We start from the raw sequence: 21992 nt of genomic DNA, 5'->3' as shown, positions 1-21992 counted from the left end.
CCGTCCTTCGGGCCGTCACTCCACGCCGGGACCCGAGTAGGCGCCGATGTTGGGGGCGCCGGGCTTCAGCCTGTTGCCGAAGTAGTCCTTGCCGCCGTTGTTCTCGATGACGGCTCCGGCGGCGAGGGCGGGCGAACCCGCACCGAGCCGGAAGTCGTCCAGGAGCTTCGGGTCGGCCGTGATGCCGCCGGGGTCGGGGCGGGTCATGTCGATGCCGTAGAAGGCGTTGTGGTCGAAGGAGAGCCCGGGGGTCGGGTTCTTGAAGGCGTAGCCGCCGGTGCCCTCGCTCACGAAGACGTTGTTGCGGATGGACAGTTCGTGCTGGGTGGTGGCGGGGCTGCCGGCGTCGTCCTGGACGAGGTAGCCGGGGATCTGCTCCTTGTTGTGGAAGGTGTTGTTGTAGATCTCGGTGCCCAGGATCGGGCCCCAGCAGTTCTGGACGAGGCGGGCGCCGTCGTTGCGGCTGACGTTGTAACGGGCGACCGTGCCAATGGTCTTGGCGCCGCTGTACGGGCAGATCAGCAGGAAGCCGCCCTTGTTGTCGTGGCTGTAGTTGTACTGGAAGACGGTGTTCTGCGAGGCGCCGTCGGCGTCGAAGGACATCCCGTCGTGGGTGTTGCCGCCGCCCGAGACCTCGTTGTACTCGACGGTCGTGTCGTCGGTGTTGAAGGTCCAGATGCCCGCGTTGGCGGAGGGCGAGCGGAGCTGGAAGCCGTCCACCCGGTTGTGGTCGACCCGGGCGCCGCTGGTGGTGTCGAGCTTCATCCCGTCGCCGGCCAGGGACTTGAGCGTGTTGTGGTGGATGCGGACCCGGGTGCTGGGCGTCCACTCCCCCGGGTAGACGTTCGGGTCCTGCTGCTGGCCGACCAGGTCGCGCTTGGAGAAGGTCGACTTGAAGTAGATGCCCTCGCGGTCGACGTCCTCGATGCGGTTGTGCGCGATGTTCAGGCCGTCGTACCAGCTGGCCTTCGTCCTGCCCTCGACCGCGATGTGGATCGCGCTGGAGCCGGAGATCGTCTTGTGATCACCGCCGCGCACGTCGTGGATGTAGAGGCCGGAGATGTCGAAGCCGCGGGCGACACCGTAGTCGGTGAGGCGCAGCCGGACCCCGTTGCGCTCGCTGCCGGGGTCGGCGGCGTTGACGATCTCCAGGGCCTTGAGGTGCACGTACTGCATGTCGGCGAGCAGGACGACGTCGTGGGCGCCCGCCCCGTCGAGCTTGGCCCGCGCCGGGCCCCCGCCGTAGTCGGCGATGGTGAACGGCGCGCGGGCGGAACCGGTGCCCTCGGGGGCGAGGGTGCCGGTGCAGGTGGTGCCGCGCTTGAAGAGCAGCCGGTCGCCCGGCCCGTAGGTCTGCGCGTTGGCCTCGGCGAGCGAGGTCCAGGGGTGCTGTCTGCTGCCGGTGGCGCCCGCCTGGTCGGCGGCGCAGTCGACGTGGAAGGTACGGCCGGTGGGCGCCGCCTGCGCGGCGGTCTGACCCACGACGGTCAGACCGCCGGCGACCGTAAGCGCCGCGAGCGCCGTTGCGGTGACGCGATGTCTCACAATTCCTCCGTACAAACAGTCGGGTTCGGGACGGGACGAGTCCGCACCGCCGGAATCCTGGACTCGGATTGATCGAACGTCAATGGATCGCGTTTGAATGATCGAAACTCCCATCGTTCGATCACGTTGGTCTAGGGTCGGACTACGGCCCCGGCACCGGCCGGACCAGGGGCCGGGCCACACACTGCGAGGGGACTGCTGCCGTGCGCGAAAGTGCTGCTGAACGTCATGACCGCCTGCTCGGACTGGTACGGGAACGGGGTTCGGCCCGGGTCTCGGACCTGGCCTCGCAGCTGGGGGTCTCGCCCGTCACCGCCCGCCGGGACGTGGAGGAGCTGGCCGGCCGCGGCCTGCTCGACCGGGTGCACGGCTCGGTGTCCTGGCCGCGGGACGCCGAGCCCGCCTCCGCCGCCTCCGGACCGGGCGGCGCGGGCGGCGGCGGCCCGGTCATCGGCATGCTCGCGCCCTCGTCCACCTACTACTTCGCCGAGGTCATCCGCGGTGCCCACGAGGCCGCGGCCAGGGCCGGGGCCCGGCTCGTGCTGAGGATCTCCGACTACCGGCCGCAGGAGGACCACGCCCGCACGGAGGGCCTGCTCTCGGCAGGCGCCGAGGGACTGCTGGTCGCGCCCGGGTGGCAGCACCCGGGCGACCCCGCCGCGTTCGGCGACTGGATCGCCTCACTGCCCGTGCCGACCGTCCTGCTGGAGCGGCGCCCCGCTCCCGGTTCCCCGCTGGACGGCCTGGACCGGGTCTGCTCGGACCACGCGCACGGCGTCCTGCTCGCGGTGCGCCACCTGGTGGGCCTCGGGCACGGGGCGCCGCTGCTGATGGCCCGCGCCGACTCCCCGACCGCCGTCGCGGTGCGGTCCGGGTACGAGGAGGCCCTCGCCGTGCTCGGGCTGCGCGCGCCGCAGGACGTGATCGACTCCGTACCGGCCGAACTCGCCCCGGAGGCCTTCGAGGAGGCCGTGCGGGCGCTGCGCGAGGCGGTGCGCTCGGGAGTGGCCACGGCGGCGCTGATCCACAACGACGTGGACGCGATCCAGGTGGTGCAGCGCCTGGCCGAGCTGGGCGTGCGGGTGCCGGAGGACCTGGCGCTGATCGCCTACGACGACGAGGTGGCGGCGCTCGCGGACACCCCGCTCACGGCGGTGGCGCCGCCCAAGCGCGAGGTCGGCCGCCACGCGACGGAACTGCTGGTCGAGCGGCTGGGCCAGGGCTCGGGCGCGCCCCGGCGGCATCTGACCCTGCTGCCGCAGCTGCGCGTCCGGGACTCCTGCGGGGCACCCCGGTAGCCGCCGGTGTCCGCGCCCGGGCATGTGTCCGGGCGCGGGCACCGGCGTGGCGCCGGACGCGCAGCTGCGGCAGCAGGGTCAGATGCCGCCGGGGCGCGCCCGAGCCCTGGCCCAGCCGCTCGACCAGCAGTTCCGTCGCGTGGCGGCCGACCTCGCGCTTGGGCGCCCCCCGTGCCCGCGCGCCCGTGCCCCGCGCACCCGTTCCGCAGCGTGTCCCACTCGCCTCCGTACGTAACTTATCTGATCTTTTTTCGATCAATCGCTCTTTCGCTCTTGACTTCGGTCACGGCTGGTCCAAGGATCACGGCCAACGCCAATGTCGTCGCCTGTTCAGGAGTCTCGCTGTGAGCCGCAGTTCGAGCAGAACGTCCATCGCCGTCGTCGGCGCCGTCACCGCACTCGCCGTTCTCACGGCCTGTGGCGGCAGCGGCGACGATTCCTCCACCGGGAGCGACGGCAAGCCCGTCAGCATCACCTTCTGGGGCTGGGCCAAGGGCTCCAAGGAGGTCGTCGACGCTTTCAACGCCTCCCACAAGAACATCAAGGTGGTGTACGAGGAGATCCCGTCCGGCAACGCGGGCGGCTACGCCAAGATCTCCAACGCGGTGAAGGCGGGCAACGCCCCCGACCTGGTCTCCATCGAGTACCCGCAGCTCCCGGAGTACGTCAGCCAGGGCGCCCTCCAGGACATCGGCGAGTACTTCACCGAGGACATCAGGAAGAAGCTGCTGCCGCAGGCGGTCGAGCTGACGACCCTCGGCGGGAAGAACTGGGCCGTCCCGTTCGACGCCTCGCCGCAGTCCTTCTACTACCGCAAGGACCTGTTCGAGAAGTACGGCGTCGAGGTCCCCAAGACCTGGGACGAGTTCCGCAAGGCCGCGGAGAAGATCAAGAAGGCCGACAAGAAGGCCCGCATCGGCACCTTCTTCCCCGACGACCCGACCACGTTCCAGGCGATGGCCTGGCAGGCCGGCGCCCAGTGGTACAAGCCCGAGGGCGACACCTGGAAGGTCAGCACCGCGGACGCGGCCACCAACAAGGTCGCCGACTACTGGCAGGGTCTGCTCGACGACGACCTGATCCGCGCCAACGCCTCGTTCAGCCCCGAGTGGACCAACTCCCTCAAGAACGGCGGCACCGTCGGCTACCTCGGCGCCGCCTGGGGCGCGGGCGTCCTCAAGGGCACGCTGCCCGAGCAGAGCGGCAAGTGGGCCGTCGCCCCGATGCCCAGCTGGGACGGCGAGGCCGCCAGCGGCATGCTCGGCGGCTCCACCTTCGCGGTGACCAGGACCAGCGAGAAGGCGAAGGCCGCGGTCGAGTTCGCCACCTGGATGTCGACCACCGAGGAAGGCATCAAGGCCCGCATCGAGTCCGGCACGTCGAGCGCCTTCCCGGCCGCGGCGGCGCTGCGCCCGGCGGCCAAGAAGTCCTTCGACGCCGGCTTCTACGGCGGCCAGGACATCTACCAGGTCTTCGAGGGCGCCGCGGCGTCGATCGGCCAGAACTGGAACTGGGGCCCGACCACCGGCACGACGAACACCACCATGAAGGACCAGTTCGGCAAGGTCGCCAGCGGTGGCACCACCATCAAGGACGCCGTGAAGGCCGGGCACGACGCCACGGTCGCCGAGCTGAAGAAGCGCGGTCTGAAGGTCGAGGACGCAGGCTGATGAAGCGCGCCCGGACGACCAGAGCCGCCGCCATCCTGCTGGGGCCCTTCTTCGTACTGTTCACCGTGGCCATGGTGCTGCCGATCGGTTACGCGGTCTGGCTCAGCCTGTTCACCGAGAAACAGTCCGGCCTGGGCTTCGGCGGCACCGAGACCGTCTTCAGCGGACTCGACAACTACACGGCGGCCCTGGGCGACCGGGCGTTCCGCGAGGGCTTCGGCGTACTCCTCGGATACTGCCTGTTCTACATTCCGCTGCTGCTCGTCGGCGCCCTCGCCCTCGCCCTGCTGCTGGACTCCGCGCTGGCCCGCGCCCGCCGGTTCTTCCAGCTCGCGCTCTTCCTGCCGCACGCAGTGCCCGGCATCATCGCCGCGCTGATCTGGGTGTACCTCTACACGCCGCAGCTCAGCCCGGTGGTCAGCGCCATGGAGTCCGGCGGGATCGGCTTCGACTTCTTCTCGCCCGAGGGCGCGCTCCCCTCCGTCGTGAACATCGCCCTGTGGGAGTGGCTCGGCTACAACATGGTGATCTTCTACGCCGCGCTGCAGGCCATCGACCGCTCCGTGCTCGAAGCGGCCACGGTCGACGGGGCCGGCGCCTGGCGCACCGCGCTGAGCATCAAGGTCCCGCTGATCCGCGCCTCCGTCGTGATGGTCGCGCTGTTCACGGTCATCGGCTCGCTCCAGCTGTTCACCGAGCCGCTGATCCTCAACAAGGGGACCGGCTCCGCCGTCACCTCCACCTGGACGCCGAACATGTACGCGTACACCGCGGCCTTCGAACGCAACGACTACGGTCTCGCCGCGGCCGCCTCCATCCTGCTGGCGCTCATGGCCGCGCTGCTGTCCTTCGTCGTCACCCGCTTCACCGGCCGGAAGGGCAAGAAAGCATGAACTCCCCCGCTTCCCGCAGCCGGTGGATGTCGAAGACCGCCGTCAACGGTTTCCTCCTGCTCGCCGTCGTCTACATGCTCTTCCCCCTCGTCTGGCTGGTCACCGCCGCCACCAAGGACACCGGTGACCTGCTCGCGGGCAACGCCTTCTCCTTCAAGGGCTTCAACCTCGGCGAGAACCTGTCGAACCTGGCCTCCTACGGCGACGGCATCTACTTCCGCTGGTACCTCAACAGCCTGCTGTACGCGGGCGTCGGCGCCCTCGTCTGCTCGCTGATCTGCGTCGCCGCGGGGTACGCCTTCGACAAGTACGAGTTCCGGGGCAAGGAGAAGCTGTTCGGCCTCGTGCTGATGGGCGTGCTCGTGCCCACCACGGCACTGGCCCTGCCGATGTACCTCCTGGCCTCCAAGACCGGCCTGGTCAACACCTACTGGTCCGTGCTGATCCCGGTACTGGTCAACCCGTTCGGCGTGTACCTCGCCCGGGTGTTCAGCACCGGCTACATCCCGAACGAGGCGCTGGAGGCCGCCCGTATCGACGGGGCCGGCGAACTGCGGGTCTTCTGGTCCATCGGGCTGCGCATGGTCATGCCCGGCTTCGTGACCGTCTTCCTCTTCCAGTTCACCGCGATCTGGAACAACTTCTTCCTCCCCCTCGTGATGCTCTCGGACCGCAAGCTCTTCCCGCTGAGCCTCGGTCTGTACTCCTGGAACACCAACACCCACGGCGAGCCGAGCTTCTACCCGCTCGTCGTCACCGGTTCCCTCCTCGCCGTCATCCCGCTGATCGTCGCCTTCGTCTCGTTGCAGCGGCACTGGAAGGCCGGACTGACCGCCGGCAGCGTCAAGTGACCCCCACCGCGAGCCCGAGGAGTACGAGTCCCACCATGCCCCACACCACTGACAACCGGCCCGCGGCCCTGCTCGCGATGGGCCCCGGCATAGCCGACCGGCTCCTCGCCGACCGCCACCGCGCCCGGCTGGCCGCCCTCACCCGCACCGACCCGCGCCTCGTCGCCCACGACCTGGCCGAGCCGACGCCCGAGGTGGCCGCCGCGCTCGCCGAGGCCGAGGTGCTGTTCACCTGCTGGGGCGCCACACCGCTCACCGCCGAGGTGCTGGCGGCCGCGCCGCGGCTGCGGGCCGTGGTGCACGCCGCGGGCTCCGTGAAGCACCACATCACCGACGCCTGCTGGGAACGCGGGATCGTCGTCACCTCGGCGGCCGGGGCCAACGCCCTGCCCGTCGCCGAGTTCACCCTCGCCGCGATCCTGTTCGCGGGCAAGCGGGTGCTGCACGCCGCGGACCGCTACCGCCGGCTGCGCGCCGACCACGACTGGCTCGCGGAGCTCGACGGGGCCGGCAACTACCGCCGCACCGTCGGCATCGTCGGCGCCTCCCGGATAGGCCGGCGGGTGATCGAGCTGCTGCGCCCCTTCGACCTGGACGTGCTGCTGTACGACCCGTACGTGGACGGGGCCGAGGCGGAGCGGCTCGGGGTGCGGCTCACCCCGCTCGACGAGCTGTGCGCGAGCAGTTCCGTCGTCTCGGTGCACGCGCCCCAGCTCCCGGAGACGCACCATCTGATCGGCGCGGCGCAGCTGTCGGCGATGGCGGCCGGGACGACGCTGATCAACACGGCGCGGGGGTCGCTGATCGACGAGGCGGCGCTGCTGGCCGAGCTGACGACCGGGCGGCTGCAGGCGGTGCTGGACGTGACCGACCCCGAACTCCCGCCCGCCGACTCGCCGTTGTACACCCTGCCGAACGTGCTGCTCACCCCGCACGTGGCGGGTTCGCTGGGCGACGAGCTGCACCGGATGGCCGACCAGGCCCTGGACGAGCTGGAGCGGTTCACGGCCGGTCTGCCCTTCGCGGACCCCGTGCACTCCGGGAGCCTGGGCCACTCGGCCTGAGCCCCCGGGGCCGTCCCTTCGAACCGCCCGGCCCGCCCCTTCGAGCCGCTCGATCCGGGGCGCCGGCTCCCTCGGTCCAGGCCGTCGAAATGCCCGTTTCTCACTAAACTGGAGGCATCCCACCAGCACGTGAGACCGGGAGCCGTCATGAGATTCGTACAGATGATCGACTGCAAGACGGAGCGGTTCGCGGACATGGACCGGCTCATGGACCAGTGGGCCGAGCGGACCAGGGGCACCCGGGCCGCCACCCACAGCCTCATCGGCAAGGACCGCTCCGACGGGTCCCACTACGTCGAGATCGTCGAGTTCCCGTCGTACGAGGCCGCGATGGCCGATTCGGGGCTGCCGGAGACCGAGCGGATCTTCCGGGAGATGGTGGCGCTCTGCGACGGGATGCCCACCTTCACCGACCTCGACGTGGTCCGCGACGAGCAGCTGAACCGGACGCAGTCCCGCCGCTTCTTCCACGAGATCGCCGTCGGGGGCAACCTCGACGCCATCGACGAGGTGTTCGCGGCCGACTACACCGACCACGACATCGCGAAGACCGCGGAGTCCGTGGTCGGTTCCGACCGGCTGCGCGAGGACGTCGCCCGGTGGCGCGCCGCCTTCGACTTCACCTTCGACCTGGACCGGCAGATCTGCGGGGGCGACGACGTCGTGACGCTGTGGACCTGGACCGGCACCCACAAGGGCGCGTTCATGGGCATCGCCCCCACGGGCAGACAGTGCGTCATGTCCGGCACCACGATCTTCCGGTTCGAGGACGGCAGGATCAAGGAGGGCTGGTGGCACGAGGACCTCATGGGCCTGATGCGCTGGCTCGGCGCGTCCGACCGGGGCGCGGCACCCGCCTGACCATGTCGTGAGCCGAAGCCCCGTCGCGCGCCGGGAGCCCGTCGTACGCCGAGGACCCCCGTCGTAACGCCGAAGGCCCCTTCCCCCACCGTCGAACGGTGGGGGAAGGGGCCTTCCGTCGGCTGCGCGAGCCGGAGGGCGACCGTGCGTCAGTGCGCGTGGCCGTGACCGCCGTGGGCGGCCTCCGCCTCTTCCTCGGCCGGCTTCTCGACGACCAGGGTCTCGGTCGTGAGCAGCAGCGACGCGATGGACGCGGCGTTCTCCAGCGCGGAGCGGGTGACCTTGACCGGGTCGATGACGCCGGCCTTCACCAGGTCGCCGTACTCGCCGGTGGCGGCGTTGAAGCCCTGGCCCTTGTCGAGCTCGGAGACCTTCGAGGTGATGACGTAGCCCTCGAGGCCGGCGTTCTCGGCGATCCAGCGCAGCGGCTCGACCGCGGCGCGGCGCACGACCGCGACACCGGTGGCCTCGTCGCCGGTCTTGCCGAGGTTGTCCTCCAGGACCTTGACGGCGTGGACGATGGCGGAGCCACCACCGGAGACGATGCCCTCCTCGACCGCGGCGCGGGTCGCGGAGATGGCGTCCTCCAGACGGTGCTTCTTCTCCTTGAGCTCCACCTCGGTGGCGGCACCGACGCGGATCACGCACACGCCGCCGGCCAGCTTCGCGAGGCGCTCCTGGAGCTTCTCGCGGTCCCAGTCGGAGTCCGTGGCCTCGATCTCGGCCTTGATCTGGTTGACCCGGCCCTTGACGTCGCCGGGCTCGCCGCCGCCGTCCACGATCGTGGTGTCGTCCTTGGAGACGGTGACGCGGCGGGCGGTGCCCAGCACGTCCAGACCGGCCTGGTCGAGCTTGAGGCCGACCTCCTCGGCGATGACGGTCGCGCCGGTGAGGGTGGCGATGTCGCCGAGCATGGCCTTGCGGCGGTCACCGAAGCCCGGGGCCTTCACCGCGACGGCGTTGAAGGTGCCACGGATCTTGTTGACGACCAGGGTCGACAGGGCCTCGCCCTCGACGTCCTCGGCGATGATCAGCAGCGGCTTGGAGCCACCGGCCTGGATGACCTTCTCCAGCAGCGGGAGCAGCTCCTGGATGGCACCGATCTTGCCCTGGTGGATCAGGATGTACGGGTCGTCGAGGACGGCCTCCATGCGCTCCTGGTCGGTCACCATGTACGGGGACAGGTAGCCCTTGTCGAAGGCCATGCCCTCGGTGAAGTCGAGGTCCAGACCGAAGGTGTTGGACTCCTCGACGGTGATGACGCCGTCCTTGCCGACCTTGTCCATCGCGTCCGCGATGAGCTCGCCGACCTGCGGGTCCTGCGCGGAGAGCGCGGCCACGGCGGCGATGTCGGTCTTGTCGTCGATCGGGCGGGCGGTCGCGAGGAGCTCCTCGGACACGGCCTTGACCGCGGCGTCGATGCCCTTCTTCAGGGCGGCCGGGGAGGCACCGGCGGCAACGTTGCGCAGACCCTCGCGGACGAGCGCCTGGGCGAGCACGGTGGCGGTGGTCGTACCGTCACCCGCGACGTCGTTGGTCTTGGTGGCGACCTCCTTCACCAGCTGGGCACCGAGGTTCTCGTACGGGTCGTCGAGCTCGACCTCGCGCGCGATGGTGACACCGTCGTTGGTGATGGTGGGGGCGCCGAACTTCTTGTCGATGACGACGTTGCGGCCCTTGGGGCCGATCGTCACCTTGACCGTGTCGGCAAGCTTGTTGACGCCGCGCTCAAGGGCGCGACGGGCGTCCTCGTCGAACTTCAGGATCTTCGCCATGGGAGCTGAGCTTTCCTCTCGAACGAACTGCGCCCCCGACCGCCCGGCTGGTTATTCGCGGGGGCCAGGGGCGCAGAACAGAAGCAAACGTGGGTGAATTACTTCTCGACGATCGCGAGCACGTCGCGAGCCGAGAGGACGAGGTACTCCTCGCCGCTGTACTTCACCTCGGTGCCGCCGTACTTGCTGTACAGCACGACGTCGCCGGTCTTGACGTCGAGCGGAAGGCGCTCGCCGTTCTCGAAGCGGCCCGGACCCACGGCCAGGACGACGCCCTCCTGGGGCTTCTCCTTGGCGGTGTCCGGAATGACCAGGCCGGAGGCCGTGGTCTGCTCGGCGTCGAGCGGCTGGACCACAATCCGGTCCTCGAGCGGCTTGATCGCAACCTTGGAGCTGGCGGTCGACACGATCCGGTCTCCCCCTTCGGAGATCTCACGGGGTAACAGTCTTGGGGTGGCGACCAGGTGGATCCGTCGTCGCGGGTGCCGGACCTGCCAGTCGCGCAGTGGTGTTGGCACTCTCCAGTGGTGAGTGCCAGCACCGAGACTATGACCGGGATTAGCACTCGGTCAAGCGGAGTGCCAATTCGAGCGATCGTGGCGTCGCGTCCGCACCGCTCCCGCCCTCTCCCGCCCCGGCACCGGTACGGACGTCGAGGGGACAACGCACGGACGGGCCGTGCCGTTCCGCACGGCTGCCCGGGGCCCGGTCCGGATGGCCGACCCACTGCGCGGCCTTGCGCCCGAGCCGTTCGATCGGGTCCACCGACTGCGCGCACCCGGTGGCGGTCAGGAGCGCACCGGCCGCCAGCAGTCCGGCCGCCAGCCGGTGCGCCCTCCTCATACGTAGTCCTCCAGCCGGGCCACGGCGTACCCCTTGTCCGTGACGACCTTCATGACCGCCCGGACCAGGTCGGTCATGCTGCCGCCCCATTCGGACCGGCCCCGGAAGTGGGTGAGGATGATGTCGCCGGGGTGCAGGTCCTGGTCCTCCTCGCGCCACTCCATGTGGTCCGGGAACGCCTCCGCGTTCCACAGCGGGACGGCCTTGATGCCGCAGGACTTCGCGACGCGCAGGGTGTCCCCGTTGTAGTTGCCGTACGGCGGGCGGAAGAGGACGGGCTGCTTCCCGTACTGCTCCCTGATGACCTCCTGCTGGCCGCAGATCTCGCGCTCCTGCTCGGCGTACGAGAGGCCGGGCAGGTAGGGGTGGTTGAGCGTGTGGTTGTTGAGGGCGGCGCCCCGCCGCCGCGCCTCGCCGAAGTACCCGTAGTTGTCGCTCACCTCGTAGTCGCTGAGGAAGGCGCTGTACGGGATGTCCAGCTCGTCCATCATCCGGAGCAGCTCGGGGTCCTTCTCGGCGCCGTCGTCGATCGTCAGGAAGACGATCCGCTCCTCGGTCGGGACCGTGGTGAAGACGGGTGGCAGCGAGTCGTCGCCGCCCTCCACCTCGAACCCCTCGCGGGTGGTGATGCGGGGCTTCACGGCGGGCGGCCCGGGGGCGATCAGCGGGGGCTTGTCCAGGCCCCACTTCTCGGCGAGGGCGGCCCGGACGGCCGGGGCCAGCTTCGCGTTCTCACGGCCGGTCTCCGGCACGCCGGCCCGGCTCCCGGGGCGGGCGGGCGCCGCAGGAGCGCCGGGGTTCCCGGCCGCGGGACGGTCGCCGTGCCCGGTGCCGCCCGCCCGTTCCCCCTCGCCCGAGGCGCAGCCGGAGCCGACCGCCGCGACCAGGAGCGCGACCAGGACCGCGCGGACGGACCGGTGCCCGCCGGAGCCCCGGCCGCGCCCCGACCCGGGCACACCCGACCCATGACGCATTGTGGTGTTTTTTTCCTTTTGTCGTACAAGCTGCATGGCGCCGCATACTGCCAGCACTCGATCGGCCGCCCGGTCCGACACCGCCGCCGGGCCCGCCGGTCTACCCGGCTGGCTCACAATGGGGCGGGTGAACGCTCTCGCCCCGAACGGCCCGCACGACCCGGGCCGGCCGAACGACACCGACCGGCCCGGCTCCCCCGACCCGTCCGACCCCCTCGCCGCCTTCCTGGCCCTGCGCACCCCCGAGGGCGCCGAGCTGCTGGCCGGACTGCGGTCGTACGACCCCGCGCAGGAACTCGCCACCGCCACCCGGCTGCGCCGCAGCCACCCGGCCCACCTGGTCTCGGCGGCGCTGGGGCAGGCGCGGCTGCGGCAGCGGGCGGTGGCGAAGTTCGGCGCCGAGGACGCGTACCGGATGTTCTTCACGCCCAACGGCGTCGAGCAGGCGACCCGTACGTCGGTCGCCGCCCGGCGCGCGCAGCGGTTCGTGGCGGCGGGCGGGGTGCGGAGCGTCGCCGACCTGTGCTGCGGGATCGGCGGCGACGCGATCGCGCTCGCGCGGGCGGGCATCCGCGTGCTCGCCGTGGACCGCGACCCGCTGACCGCGGAGGTCGCCCGCGCCAACGCCGCCGCCCTCGGGCTGGACGGGCTGATCGAGGTGCGGTGCGCCGATGTCACCGACATCGACACCTCGCCGTACGACGCGGTGTTCGTGGACCCGGCCCGGCGCGGCGGGCGGGGCCGGATCTTCGACCCCGAGGCGTACTCGCCGCCGCTGTCCTGGGCGGTCGGCGCCGCGCTCGGGGCGTCCCGCGCCGCGCTGAAGATCGCCCCCGGCATCCCGCACGAGGCGATCCCGGAACGGGCGGAGGCCGAGTGGATCTCGGACGGCGGGGACGTGAAGGAGGCGGTGCTCTGGTTCGGCGAGGGCTTCGCGGCCGGTTCGTACCGGGCCACGGTCCTCCCGGACGGCGCCTCGCTGTGGTCCGCGGGCCCGCCGCCCGCACCGCCGGTCGGCCCGGTGGGCCGCTACCTGTACGAGCCGGACGGCGCCGTCATCCGCGCCGGCCTGGTCGCCCACGTCGTGGCACGGTGCCGCGGCCGGCTGATCGACGAGACCATCGCGTACGTCACCGGCGACGAGCCGTACGCGTCCCCATACACCTCCGGGTACGAGATCACCGACCGGATGCCCTTCAACATGAAGAAGCTGAAGGCGCTGCTGCGGGAGCGGGAGGTCGGTGTGCTGACCGTCAAGAAGCGCGGCTCGGCGGTCGAACCGGAGGAGCTGCGCCGCAGGATGAAGCTCCACGGCCCGAACTCCGCGACGGTCTTCCTGACCCGGGTGGCCGGGGCGCCGACGATGCTGATCGGCCGCCCGATGGCCGGCCCGGCCTGACCCGGACGGCCCGACCGGCCCGGTCCGGACGGCCCGGCGGCCGTCAGGCCAGGTCGGTCAGGTCCTCCGCGTACACCTGCGAGAGCGGCTGCGGTCCCACGTACTGCTGGCAGTTGCACTGCCCCGCCTCGAAGCGGACCGGCTTCTTGTTCTCGTCCCAGGCCGTCGGCACCTCGACCCGCTCATGGCACCGGCCCTGCCTGTCGTGCTTGGCGAGGTGGTGCGTGCAGCCGCAGACCGGCTCGGGCGGCTTGTTCGCCGCCTCGACGGCCAGCCGTTCCTGCTTGGCCGCCTCCAGCAGTTCCAGCTTGCGGGTGTGCCGATTGCGCAGTGACGTGCGGACGTTGTCGACGGCCCAGCCGAATCCGCCCGTCCAGAAGATGATGAGCAGCCACCAGTACCACTCCACGTCGTCCTCCCCCGGTCCGGTGTGTGCCCGTCAGGATAGGCCCGCGGTCAGCGGTGGGCGCCGCCCCCGGCGGAGAACACCCGCTCCGGGGCGGGCGCTCCGGCCAGCACCCGCAGCACCCACCTGCGGTGCGCGAACGCCTTGACGAGGCCGATCAGTCCGACCAGCCAGCAGGTCATCCCGACCCCCATGACCAGGACGATCTCGCCGTAACCCACCCTGCCCGCCGGGGGGTTCGCCGGGATGACGAAGCACAGGTACAGGCCCACCGCGCACAGCGCGAAGGACGTCAGCAGCCAGGCGAGGGCGGCGCCCGGCATCCGCAGCGCCGCGTCGCGCCCCGGGTCGCGGTCCAAGCCGCCCCAGGCGTACAGCAGTTCGCGGATCCTCCGGTCGCGGCGCAGTCCGACGACGACCAGGATGACGGCGGGCACCACGCAGCAGATGCCCATGGCGAGCAGGATCACACCGACCCCGGCGCTGATGACGTCGTACGTCTCCTTGAAGGTGATGAGCCCCGAGCCCACCAGCGCCCAGCCGAGCGTGCAGAGCGCTCCCCGGAGCCACAGCATCCCCAGCCGCCCCGGTGAGACGTGGGCCTTCACCAGTGCCCCGAGCACCACGGCCCGGTCGGCGAGCAGGGACTCCCGGTCGGGCCAGGAACGTATCTCCACGGGGGGCGGCGGTGGCGGCAGTTGGGCGCGAGGGGACATGGGACCAGACCCTATCGAGCGGACCGCGCCGCCTCCGTGCCGCCCGCCGCCTCCGTGCCGCCCGGGGCGCCTGTTCCCGTGCCCGTACCGGCCGGGGCGTCCGAGCCCGCACCGGCCGGGTGCGCGGCGCGTTCCAGGAGCATGGCCCGTTCCCGTTCGTTGCGGGCCAGTCCGGCCGCCCGCGCGAACTCCGCCCGTGCCTCGTCCGTGCGCCCGGTCCTGGCCAGCAGGTCGCCGCGCACGCTGGGCAGCAGGTGGTAGCCCTTGAGCGCCGGGTCGTCGGCCAGGGCGTCGACCAGGGCGAGGCCGGCCGCCGGGCCCCGGGCCATCGAGACGGCCACGGCCCGGTTCAGTTCGACGACCGGGGAGGGCCCGATCGCGGCGAGGCGGTCGTAGAGGGCCGCGATGGTGGTCCAGTCCGTGTCCCGGTACGCCGGTGCGCGGGCGTGGCAGGCGGCGATCGCGGCCTGCACGGTGTACGGGCCGAGTCCGGCGCCCTCACCGGTCGCCGCCACCGCCCGTTCCAGGGCCGCGACGCCCCGCCTGATCAGCAGGCGGTCCCAGCGGGCCCGGTTCTGGTCGGCGAGGAGCACCGGCGAACCGTCCGGCCCGGTCCTGGCCGCGGTGCGCGACGCCTGGAGCTCCAGCAGCGCGGCCAGTCCGTGGACCTCGGGCTCGTGCGCCATCAGTCCCGCGAGCACCCGGGCCAGCCGCAGCGCGTCCTCGCACAGCCCGGGGCGCAGCCAGTCGTCGCCCGCGGTGGCCGCGTACCCCTCGTTGAAGATCAGGTAGATGACCTCCAGCACGGAGCCGAGGCGGGCGGCCCGCTCGGGTCCCCCCGGCACCTCGAAGGGGACGCCCGTCCGGCCCAGGGTCCGTTTGGCCCGGACGACGCGCTGGGCGACGGTCGGTTCGGGGACCAGGAAGGCGCGGGCGATCTCCTCGGTGGTGAGGCCGCCGAGCAGCCGCAGGGTGAGGGCGATCCGGGCCTCGGTGGAGAGCACCGGGTGGCAGGCGGTGAAGATCAGCCGGAGCAGGTCGTCGTCGATGCCGTCCGGCTCCGGGGGCTCGGGCGGCGGGACGTCCTCCAGGGCCCGCCCCACCTCGGCGAGCTTGCGCGCGTACGTCTCCTTGCGGCGTACGAGGTCGATCGCGCGGTGCCGCGCGGTGGCCATGAGCCAGGCTCCCGGCCGGTCCGGGATGCCTGACTCCGGCCACTGTTCCAGCGCGGCCACCAGGGCGTCCTGCGCGAGTTCCTCCGCGATGCCGACGTCCCGCACGATGCGGGCGACCCCCGCGATGATCCGCGCGGACTCGATCCTGAAGACCGTCTCGACCGCCGCCCGCGTGCTCGTTCCCGTCACGGTCACCCATCAGAGCAGCCGTGCCGGGGAGCGGCAAGCCGCGACGGACGGCGCCGGACGGAGGGCGTCCGAAGACCGTCCGGCGGGCCCTCAGACCTGCGGGGTGGCCTCGTCGATCCGGCGCACCTCGGAGGTGACGGTCCAGTTCTCCGGGTGGGCCCGCAGGAACCGCTCGGTCCACTCCAGGGCCTCGGCCTTGTCCTTGGTCTGGAGGATGGCGTAGCCGCCGACGACCTCCTTGGTCTCGGTGAAGGGCCCGTCGGTGCAGCTGATCCTCCCGCCGGACCAGGTGACGCGGGTGCCCTCGGAGGTCGGGGTGAGGCCGGCCGTCTCCAGCATCACGCCGGCCCCGGTGATCTCCTCGAACAGGGCGCCCATGCGCTTCTCGAAGTCGGGGTCCGGCGCCTCGGCGGGCAGGTTCTGCTCGTCGATGCGGATCAGGGTCATGAAGCGGGGCATGGTGACTCCTCGGTCGGGGGACGGGGACCCTCCCCGCCTCTCACCCTTGCGTCGAACGGGAACCGGCCGGATCGACGGCTCCCGGAAAATTCTTCCGAGAATTTTCGGGACGGGCCACCGGGGCGGTCGCGGGGCCGGGGTCCGGAGCGGTGTCCGGGGCGGCATTCGGGTCGGTGGCAGTCGGGCCGGTACCCGGGCCGGCGGTCTCCGGGGCCGGCCGTCCGCTCCCCGGGAGCAGTACCAGGGCCACCAGCGCGGCGACCGCGAGCAGTCCGGCGCAGACCCAGAAGGCCGCCGAGTAGCCGGCCGCCAGATCGGCGGGCCGTCCGCCGTCGCCGGTGACCCGGGCGGCGACGGTGACCAGGGCCGCGAGCCCCAGCGAACCGCCGACCTGGCGGGCGCTGTTGAGCAGCCCGGAGGCCATCCCGGCCTCCTCCGGCGCGACGTCGGTGGTGGCCGCGGTGCCGAGCGGCACGAAGCACATCCCGACGCCGATGCTGCACACCAGGGACGGGCCGAGGACCGAGTACAGGAAACCGCCGTCCGCCCGCGCCGTCGCCGCGAACCCGGCGAGGCCGAGCGCGGCCAGGAGGCCGCCGAGCGCCAGCAGCCGCCCGGTGCCGAGCACCGCGACCGCGCGGGTGGCGACGAGGGAGCCCGCGACGACGCCCGCCGAGAAGGGCAGGAAGGCCACTCCGGCGGCGGTCGGCCCGTAGTCGAGCACCTGCTGCATGTAGAGCGAGGCGAAGTAGAACGCGGCGAACTGCCCCGAGCTGAGCAGCAGGCAGAAGAGGTTCGCGGCCAGGACCGGCCGCCCCTTCAGCAGGCCGGGGCGCAGCAGCGGGGTGCCGGCCCGCAGTTCGACGACGGCGAAGGCGGCCAGCAGGAGCACGGCGGCACCGAGCGTGCCCAGCGTCCCGGCCGATCCCCAGGGCACGGTCGAGGTGCGGACGAGCCCGAGCACCAGCAGCGTCGTGCCCGCGGTGGCCAGCAGCGCCCCCGCCACGTCGAGCCGGGCGCCGGTCCGGGGCCGGTCGCGCTCCAGCCCGGCGCGCGCCGAGCCCGCCAGTACGAACGCCACGATCGGCACGTTCACCAGCATCACCGCGCGCCAGCCCGCCACGTCGGTGAGCACCCCGCCCGCGAGCACGCCGACCGCGCCGCCCGCCGCGCCCGCCATGCCCCACAGCCCCAGGGCGCGCGAACGGGCGGGCCCGGCCGGGAAGGCGATGGCGATCAGGGCGAAGGCGACCGGGGCGAGCGCCGCCGCACCGACCCCCTGCACCGCCCGCGCGGCCACCAGCCCGGCCGGTGACCAGGCCACTCCCCCGGCCAGGCTCGCCGCGCCGAACAGCGCCAGGCCCGCCGTCAGGACCCGGCGGCTGCCGAGCAGGTCGGCGAGGCGTCCGCCGAGCATCAGCAGCCCGCCGAACGCCAGGGCGTAGGCGTTCACCACCCACAGCAGTCCCTGGGGCGTGAAGCCGAGGTCCCGGCGCATGTCCGGCAGCGCCACGTTCACCACGGACATGTCCAACGCCACCAGGAACTGCACGGTGAGCGCCGCCACCAACAGCCAACGCGTGTGCCGTGACTGGTCGTTCACGACTTCCCCTTCCCTCGCGGTCATCCGGTCGAGCCATTACTATACGCGTATAGAAATTGATCGCGAGCAGGCCGGGAAGGGGGACGGGGGACAATGCCCGGGTGTCAGGGACAGAGAAGGAACCGGGAACGCCGGAAAACCCGGAGGAACCGGGAGCGGCGAAGGAACCGGGAACGGCCGGGAAGCCGAAGACCCCCGAAGCCGCCAAGAAGCGGGCGGCGGCCAAGCGCTCCGTGGGGCGGCCGCGCAGGCTCGACCCGGACGCGATGGTCGCCACCACGCGCCGCATCATCGAGGAAGAGGGCGTGAACGCCCTGAGCATGCGGCGGGTGGCGAAGGAACTCGGCTCCACCCCGATGGCGCTCTACCACTACGTGCGGGACAAGGACGAGCTGCTGATGCTCACCCTGTCGGGCACCGCGGCCGCCCTCCCCCGCCCCGAGCTGCCCGAGGACCCGCGCGAGCGGCTGGTCGCGGTGTCGGTGCACATGCACGGCATCCTGGCGCGGCTGCCGTGGGTGCTGGACGTCCTGGCGCTGGGCGGGCTGACCGACCGGAACGCGCTGTGGATGGTCGAGGAGATCGTCGACTCGGCGATCGCCTGCGGTCTCTCCCCCGCCCGCGCGGTGCGCGCGTACGGAGCGATCTGGAACTACGTCTACGGCGACCTGATCTTCCGCCGGGCGGCCGAACGCCGTGCGGCGAACCCGCCGAGCAGGCGCTACTTCCCGGAGATGGTCACCGAGGAGGACGCCGACGAACTGCCCCGGCTCGTCGAGCTGAGGGACCGGTGGCGCGGGTACGTCTCCGACTACGAGGTGGCGGAGGAGCTCGACGCGATCGTCGGGGGGCTGATCGCCCGGGGAACCGGGCCCGGCCGGGACGCCCCGTCCGCCTGAGGAACCCCGGGGGCCCGGCCGGGACGCCCCGTCCGCCTGAGGAACCCCGGGGGCCCGGCCGGGGCGCCCCGGCCGGCTCACTCGGCGGGTTCGACGGCCTCCAGGGACTCGAACCGCCAGCGGTGCACCGGACGGGTGATCAACTCCGCTTCCGGTTCCGGGAGTTCGGGCAGTTCGTCGCCGTACTCGCCCGCCCACCAGGTGATGACCAGGACCCGGTCCTGCGGGGCGCGCAGCAGCTCGCGGCGGAGCGGCTCGCGGGCCAGCTCGCCCGCGCGGGCCCGCGCCCACTCCAGCAGTTCGGGACCCCGGCCGGCGGTGGCGCGGGCCTCCCACATCAGGGCGACGGTCGTACGGTTCACGAGTAGAGGTTGTCCTTGCTGATCTCGTGCACGTGGTCGTGGTCGTGGGTGTGCGCGTGGGCACCGGGCACATGGGCGTCGGTGACCGGCAGCGAGGAGTCCGCGGACAGTTCCAGGTCCGAGGCCGGCCGGTTGCGGGCCACCATCTCCGCGCCCAGCGCCGCGACCATCGCGCCGTTGTCCGTGCACAGTCCGGGCCGCGGCACCCGCAGCCGGATGCCGGCCCGCTCGCACCGTTCCTCCGCCAGCGCCCGCAGCCGCGAGTTGGCCGCGACGCCGCCACCGATCATCAGGTGGTCGACGCCCTCGTCCTTGCAGGCGCGCACGGCCTTCCGGGTGAGGACGTCCACCACGGCCTCCTGGAAGGACGCCGCCACGTCCCGTACCGGCACCTCCTCGCCCGCCGCGCGCCTGGCCTCGATCCAGCGGGCCACGGAGGTCTTCAGGCCCGAGAAGGAGAAGTCGTAGGCGGGGTCGCGCGAACCCGTCAGCCCGCGCGGGAACGCGATCGCCGCCGGGTCGCCCTCCTTCGCCAGCCGGTCGATGACCGGGCCGCCGGGGAAGCCCAGGTTCAGCACCCGGGCGATCTTGTCGAACGCCTCGCCCGCCGCGTCGTCGATGGTCGCGCCGAGCGGCCGCACGTCCGCGGTGATGTCCGGCGCGAGCAGCAGCGAGGAGTGACCGCCGCTGACCAGCAGCGCCATCGTCGGCTCGGGCAGCGGGCCGTGCTCCAGCTGGTCCACGCAGATGTGCGAGGCGAGGTGGTTCACCCCGTAGAGCGGCTTGCCCAGCGCGTACGCGTACGCCTTCGCCGCCGACACGCCGACGAGCAGCGCGCCCGCGAGTCCGGGGCCCGCGGTGACGGAGATGCCGTCGAGGTCGCGGGCGCTCACCCCGGCCTCCTTCAGGGCGCGCTCGATGGTCGGGACCATCGCCTCCAGGTGCGCGCGGGAGGCGATCTCCGGGACGACTCCGCCGAAGCGGGCGTGCGTGTCCACGCTGGACGCGACGGCGTCGGCCAGCAGCGTCGTGCCCCGGACGATGCCGACGCCGGTCTCGTCGCAGGAGGTCTCGATGCCGAGTACGAGCGGTTCGTCAGCCATCAGTCAGTCTCTGTTCCCTGTGCGTGCTCTTGCACGTGCTCTTGTACGTGGAGGCGCATGACGAGCGCGTCGACGTTGCCGGGCTGGTAGTAGCCGCGGCGGAAGCCGATCGGTTCGAAGCCGAAGCGTTCGTACAGCTTCTGCGCCCGGGTGTTGTCGACGCGCACTTCGAGGAGCACCTCGGCGCACTCGAAGGCGGTGGCGTGCCTCAGCAGGTCGGTGAGGAGTTCCGCGCCCAGGCCGCCGCCCCAGTGGTCGCGGGTGACCCCGATGGTCTGCACGTCGGCGAGGTCGCCGGCCGCGGCGAGTCCCGCGTACCCGACGATCCGGCCGGTGGCGCGGTCCTCGGCGACGACGTAGCGGCGGGTGGCCCGGGGGCCCCTGGAGTGCGCCAGTTCCGACCAGAACATCCCGGCCGACCAGGCGTCGTCCGGGAACAGCTCCTGTTCGAGCCCCAGCACCGGGTCGATGTCCCACCAGCGCATCTCGCGCAGCACGGCGGCGGTCGTGGTCGTCACTGCGGGGTGACCACCTTGTAGTTCTTCGGGACCTGGGCGTCGGGCCTGCGCAGGTAGAGCGGGCTCGGCGGCATCAGTTCGGCGCCCTCGGCGAGGCGCTCGGCGGCGAGCGCGGCGAGCGCCCCGGCGCCGACGTGCTCCGGTCCCCGGGCGTCCGGGAACGCCTCCGGGTACAGCACCGCGCCCGCGCCGACGACGGGGAGCCCCGCCAGCTGCTCGGCGATGTCGGCGGGCCGGTCCACGGCGGGCCCGGCGACCCGGGTGCGGGAGTCCTCGTACCGCGCCCAGTAGACCTCCTTGCGGCGGGCGTCCGTCGCGACGGCGAACGGGCCCTCCAGCCCGGCCCGGCCCGCGGCGTACGCGAGGCCGTCCAGGGTGCACAGCCCGTGCACGGGGACGGAGAGGGCGGAGCCGAAGGTCGCGGCCGTGACCAGGCCGACCCGCAGTCCGGTGTAGGGGCCGGGACCGACGCCCACGACCACGTCCGTCACCGCGTCGAGTTTCAGGCCGGCCTCGGCCAGGACCCGGTCGACGGCGGGCAGCAGCAGCTCCCCGTGCCTTCGGGCGTCGACCTGACCGGACTCGGCGACGACGGAGGTCCCGTCGTGCAGGGCGACGGTGACGGCGGGGGTTGCGGTATCCACGGCGAGCAAGAGCACGCAAACAGCCTACGGCTCCGCCGACCGATGCACGGCGCCCCGTACGGCGTCCCGGTCCGACCTGCCCCGGCTGCTACCGTCACCGTGCACACACGCGGGTACGACGTAAACGCTAAACGCTTGTACGACATACGGAAGCGAAAGGGGCGCGCACGGTGTCCAGAGGCAGCTCGGGAATCGTGGCCGGGCTCACCGCGGCCGCGCTCGTCGCGGTCGGCGTCCTGGCCTACCAGGCCTCGGCGAACGTCCCCGACAACCTCGCGGCACCCCGGCCGAAGGCCTCCGCCTCGGCCTCCGCCACCGAGCACGCCGAGCCGAAGGAGAAGAAGAAGTCGCGGCCGACCGCGCTCCCCGCGGGCTCCGGCACCGGGCAGCGGGTCGTGTACGCGCTGGCCGACCGGCGGGTGTGGCTCGTGGACGCGTCCGGGAAGGCGACCCGGACCTTCGAGGTCATGCCCAGCGCGCTGAACCCGCTGCCCGGCACCTACCGGGTGGGCACGCGCTCGGGCGCCCCGACCAAGGGTTCGGACGGCGTGATGATCGAGCACGTGGTGCGGTTCGCGGTGGTGGGCGACGCCGCCGTGGGATTCAGCGCGGCGGTGGACGGCTCGATGGAGAGCCCGGACCCGACGCTGAAGACGGGCGGCGTGCGGATGTCCCGGGAGGACGGCGACGCCATGTGGGAGTTCGCGATGGTGGGCACGAAGGTGGTCGTCGTCCGCTGAGGGCT

Annotated in this window: 23 protein-coding genes; 9 read left to right on the top strand and 14 right to left on the bottom strand. The window is 72.2% G+C overall.

Annotated features, from left to right (window positions below; genetic code table 11):
* Positions 1-15: 15 nt before the first annotated feature.
* Positions 16-1545: a right-handed parallel beta-helix repeat-containing protein gene (locus tag EAO76_RS28290; RefSeq protein ID WP_148838749.1), complete on the bottom strand. Its 1530-nt coding sequence runs from the start codon at positions 1543-1545 to the stop codon at positions 16-18.
* Between the two features lie 203 nt (positions 1546-1748).
* Here EAO76_RS28290 and EAO76_RS28285 point away from each other — a divergent pair, with 203 nt between their 5' ends.
* From EAO76_RS28285 to EAO76_RS28255, 6 genes are all read left to right on the top strand, one after another.
* Complete coding sequence (locus EAO76_RS28285) at positions 1749-2843, top strand: substrate-binding domain-containing protein (RefSeq protein ID WP_148838748.1); 1095 nt, start codon at positions 1749-1751, stop codon at positions 2841-2843.
* A gap of 344 nt (positions 2844-3187) precedes the next feature.
* The gene (locus EAO76_RS28275; protein WP_148838747.1) at positions 3188-4513 is read left to right on the top strand and encodes an ABC transporter substrate-binding protein; all 1326 of its coding nucleotides are present in this window, start codon (positions 3188-3190) and stop codon (positions 4511-4513) included.
* Positions 4513-5406, top strand: coding sequence for a carbohydrate ABC transporter permease (locus tag EAO76_RS28270; protein ID WP_148838746.1), 894 nt, complete (start codon positions 4513-4515; stop codon positions 5404-5406). The genes EAO76_RS28275 and EAO76_RS28270 overlap by 1 nt, the downstream gene beginning before the upstream one ends.
* Positions 5403-6257 carry a carbohydrate ABC transporter permease gene (locus EAO76_RS28265; protein ID WP_148838745.1) on the top strand — a complete coding sequence of 285 codons (855 nt, stop codon included), beginning with the start codon at positions 5403-5405 and terminating at the stop codon, positions 6255-6257. The genes EAO76_RS28270 and EAO76_RS28265 overlap by 4 nt, the downstream gene beginning before the upstream one ends.
* Positions 6258-6292: 35 nt before the next feature.
* Complete coding sequence (locus EAO76_RS28260; RefSeq protein ID WP_148838744.1) at positions 6293-7321, top strand: hydroxyacid dehydrogenase; 1029 nt, start codon at positions 6293-6295, stop codon at positions 7319-7321.
* A gap of 147 nt (positions 7322-7468) precedes the next feature.
* Positions 7469-8182, top strand: a complete 714-nt coding sequence (locus EAO76_RS28255) for an ester cyclase (RefSeq protein WP_148838743.1) — start codon at positions 7469-7471, stop codon at positions 8180-8182.
* Between the two features lie 149 nt (positions 8183-8331).
* Here the strand turns inward: EAO76_RS28255 and groL are convergent, their stop codons facing one another.
* From groL to EAO76_RS28235, 4 genes are all read right to left on the bottom strand, one after another.
* On the bottom strand, positions 8332-9957 hold the full coding sequence (gene groL, locus EAO76_RS28250) for a chaperonin GroEL (RefSeq protein ID WP_148838742.1): 1626 nt from the start codon (positions 9955-9957) through the stop codon (positions 8332-8334).
* Positions 9958-10055: 98 nt separating this feature from the next.
* A complete protein-coding gene (groES, locus tag EAO76_RS28245; protein WP_148838741.1) occupies positions 10056-10364 on the bottom strand; it encodes a co-chaperone GroES in 309 nt (102 codons plus the stop codon).
* A gap of 151 nt (positions 10365-10515) precedes the next feature.
* Entirely contained in the window at positions 10516-10800 is a 285-nt protein-coding gene (locus EAO76_RS28240) for a hypothetical protein (RefSeq protein WP_148838740.1), read from the bottom strand.
* Positions 10797-11774, bottom strand: coding sequence for a polysaccharide deacetylase family protein (locus EAO76_RS28235; RefSeq protein ID WP_148838739.1), 978 nt, complete (start codon positions 11772-11774; stop codon positions 10797-10799). The genes EAO76_RS28240 and EAO76_RS28235 overlap by 4 nt, the downstream gene beginning before the upstream one ends.
* 118 nt (positions 11775-11892) lie before the next feature.
* On the opposite strand from EAO76_RS28235, the gene EAO76_RS28230 reads away from it, so the two are divergent.
* Positions 11893-13173: a class I SAM-dependent methyltransferase gene (locus EAO76_RS28230; protein ID WP_148838738.1), complete on the top strand. Its 1281-nt coding sequence runs from the start codon at positions 11893-11895 to the stop codon at positions 13171-13173.
* Positions 13174-13216: 43 nt separating this feature from the next.
* Here the strand turns inward: EAO76_RS28230 and EAO76_RS28225 are convergent, their stop codons facing one another.
* From EAO76_RS28225 to EAO76_RS28205, 5 genes are all read right to left on the bottom strand, one after another.
* Complete coding sequence (locus EAO76_RS28225) at positions 13217-13582, bottom strand: hypothetical protein (protein WP_148838737.1); 366 nt, start codon at positions 13580-13582, stop codon at positions 13217-13219.
* Between the two features lie 47 nt (positions 13583-13629).
* Complete coding sequence (locus EAO76_RS28220) at positions 13630-14295, bottom strand: hypothetical protein (RefSeq protein ID WP_148838736.1); 666 nt, start codon at positions 14293-14295, stop codon at positions 13630-13632.
* Positions 14296-14306: 11 nt separating this feature from the next.
* The gene (locus EAO76_RS28215) at positions 14307-15659 is read right to left on the bottom strand and encodes an RNA polymerase sigma factor (protein ID WP_148838735.1); all 1353 of its coding nucleotides are present in this window, start codon (positions 15657-15659) and stop codon (positions 14307-14309) included.
* 90 nt (positions 15660-15749) lie between these two features.
* The gene (locus tag EAO76_RS28210) at positions 15750-16118 is read right to left on the bottom strand and encodes a YciI family protein (protein WP_148838734.1); all 369 of its coding nucleotides are present in this window, start codon (positions 16116-16118) and stop codon (positions 15750-15752) included.
* A gap of 40 nt (positions 16119-16158) precedes the next feature.
* Positions 16159-17745, bottom strand: coding sequence for an MFS transporter (locus tag EAO76_RS28205; RefSeq protein ID WP_187438820.1), 1587 nt, complete (start codon positions 17743-17745; stop codon positions 16159-16161).
* Between the two features lie 77 nt (positions 17746-17822).
* Between EAO76_RS28205 and EAO76_RS28200 the strand changes: the two genes are divergently transcribed.
* Entirely contained in the window at positions 17823-18620 is a 798-nt protein-coding gene (locus EAO76_RS28200; RefSeq protein ID WP_376298209.1) for a TetR/AcrR family transcriptional regulator, read from the top strand.
* Positions 18621-18697: 77 nt separating this feature from the next.
* On the opposite strand, the gene EAO76_RS28195 is transcribed toward EAO76_RS28200, so the two are convergent.
* Genes EAO76_RS28195 through tsaB form a run of 4 tightly spaced genes read right to left on the bottom strand, consistent with a single transcriptional unit; the run spans position 18698 to position 21262 of the window.
* On the bottom strand, positions 18698-18958 hold the full coding sequence (locus EAO76_RS28195) for a hypothetical protein (protein ID WP_148840350.1): 261 nt from the start codon (positions 18956-18958) through the stop codon (positions 18698-18700).
* A 20-nt stretch (positions 18959-18978) separates the two neighbouring features.
* On the bottom strand, positions 18979-20085 hold the full coding sequence (gene tsaD, locus EAO76_RS28190) for a tRNA (adenosine(37)-N6)-threonylcarbamoyltransferase complex transferase subunit TsaD (RefSeq protein ID WP_148838732.1): 1107 nt from the start codon (positions 20083-20085) through the stop codon (positions 18979-18981).
* Positions 20085-20570, bottom strand: coding sequence for a ribosomal protein S18-alanine N-acetyltransferase (rimI, locus tag EAO76_RS28185; RefSeq protein WP_148840348.1), 486 nt, complete (start codon positions 20568-20570; stop codon positions 20085-20087). Before rimI ends, tsaD begins: the two co-directional genes overlap by 1 nt.
* 29 nt (positions 20571-20599) lie before the next feature.
* Positions 20600-21262: a tRNA (adenosine(37)-N6)-threonylcarbamoyltransferase complex dimerization subunit type 1 TsaB gene (tsaB, locus tag EAO76_RS28180; protein ID WP_262375801.1), complete on the bottom strand. Its 663-nt coding sequence runs from the start codon at positions 21260-21262 to the stop codon at positions 20600-20602.
* Positions 21263-21417: 155 nt separating this feature from the next.
* On the opposite strand from tsaB, the gene EAO76_RS28175 reads away from it, so the two are divergent.
* A complete protein-coding gene (locus tag EAO76_RS28175) occupies positions 21418-21987 on the top strand; it encodes a L,D-transpeptidase (protein WP_376038217.1) in 570 nt (189 codons plus the stop codon).
* The last annotated feature ends 5 nt before the right edge of the window (positions 21988-21992 follow it).

It is taken from the genome of Streptomyces sp. sk2.1, assembly GCF_008120935.1.
GTDB lineage: Bacteria > Actinomycetota > Actinomycetes > Streptomycetales > Streptomycetaceae > Streptomyces.
This window is presented reverse-complemented; position numbering and strand designations above follow the sequence as displayed.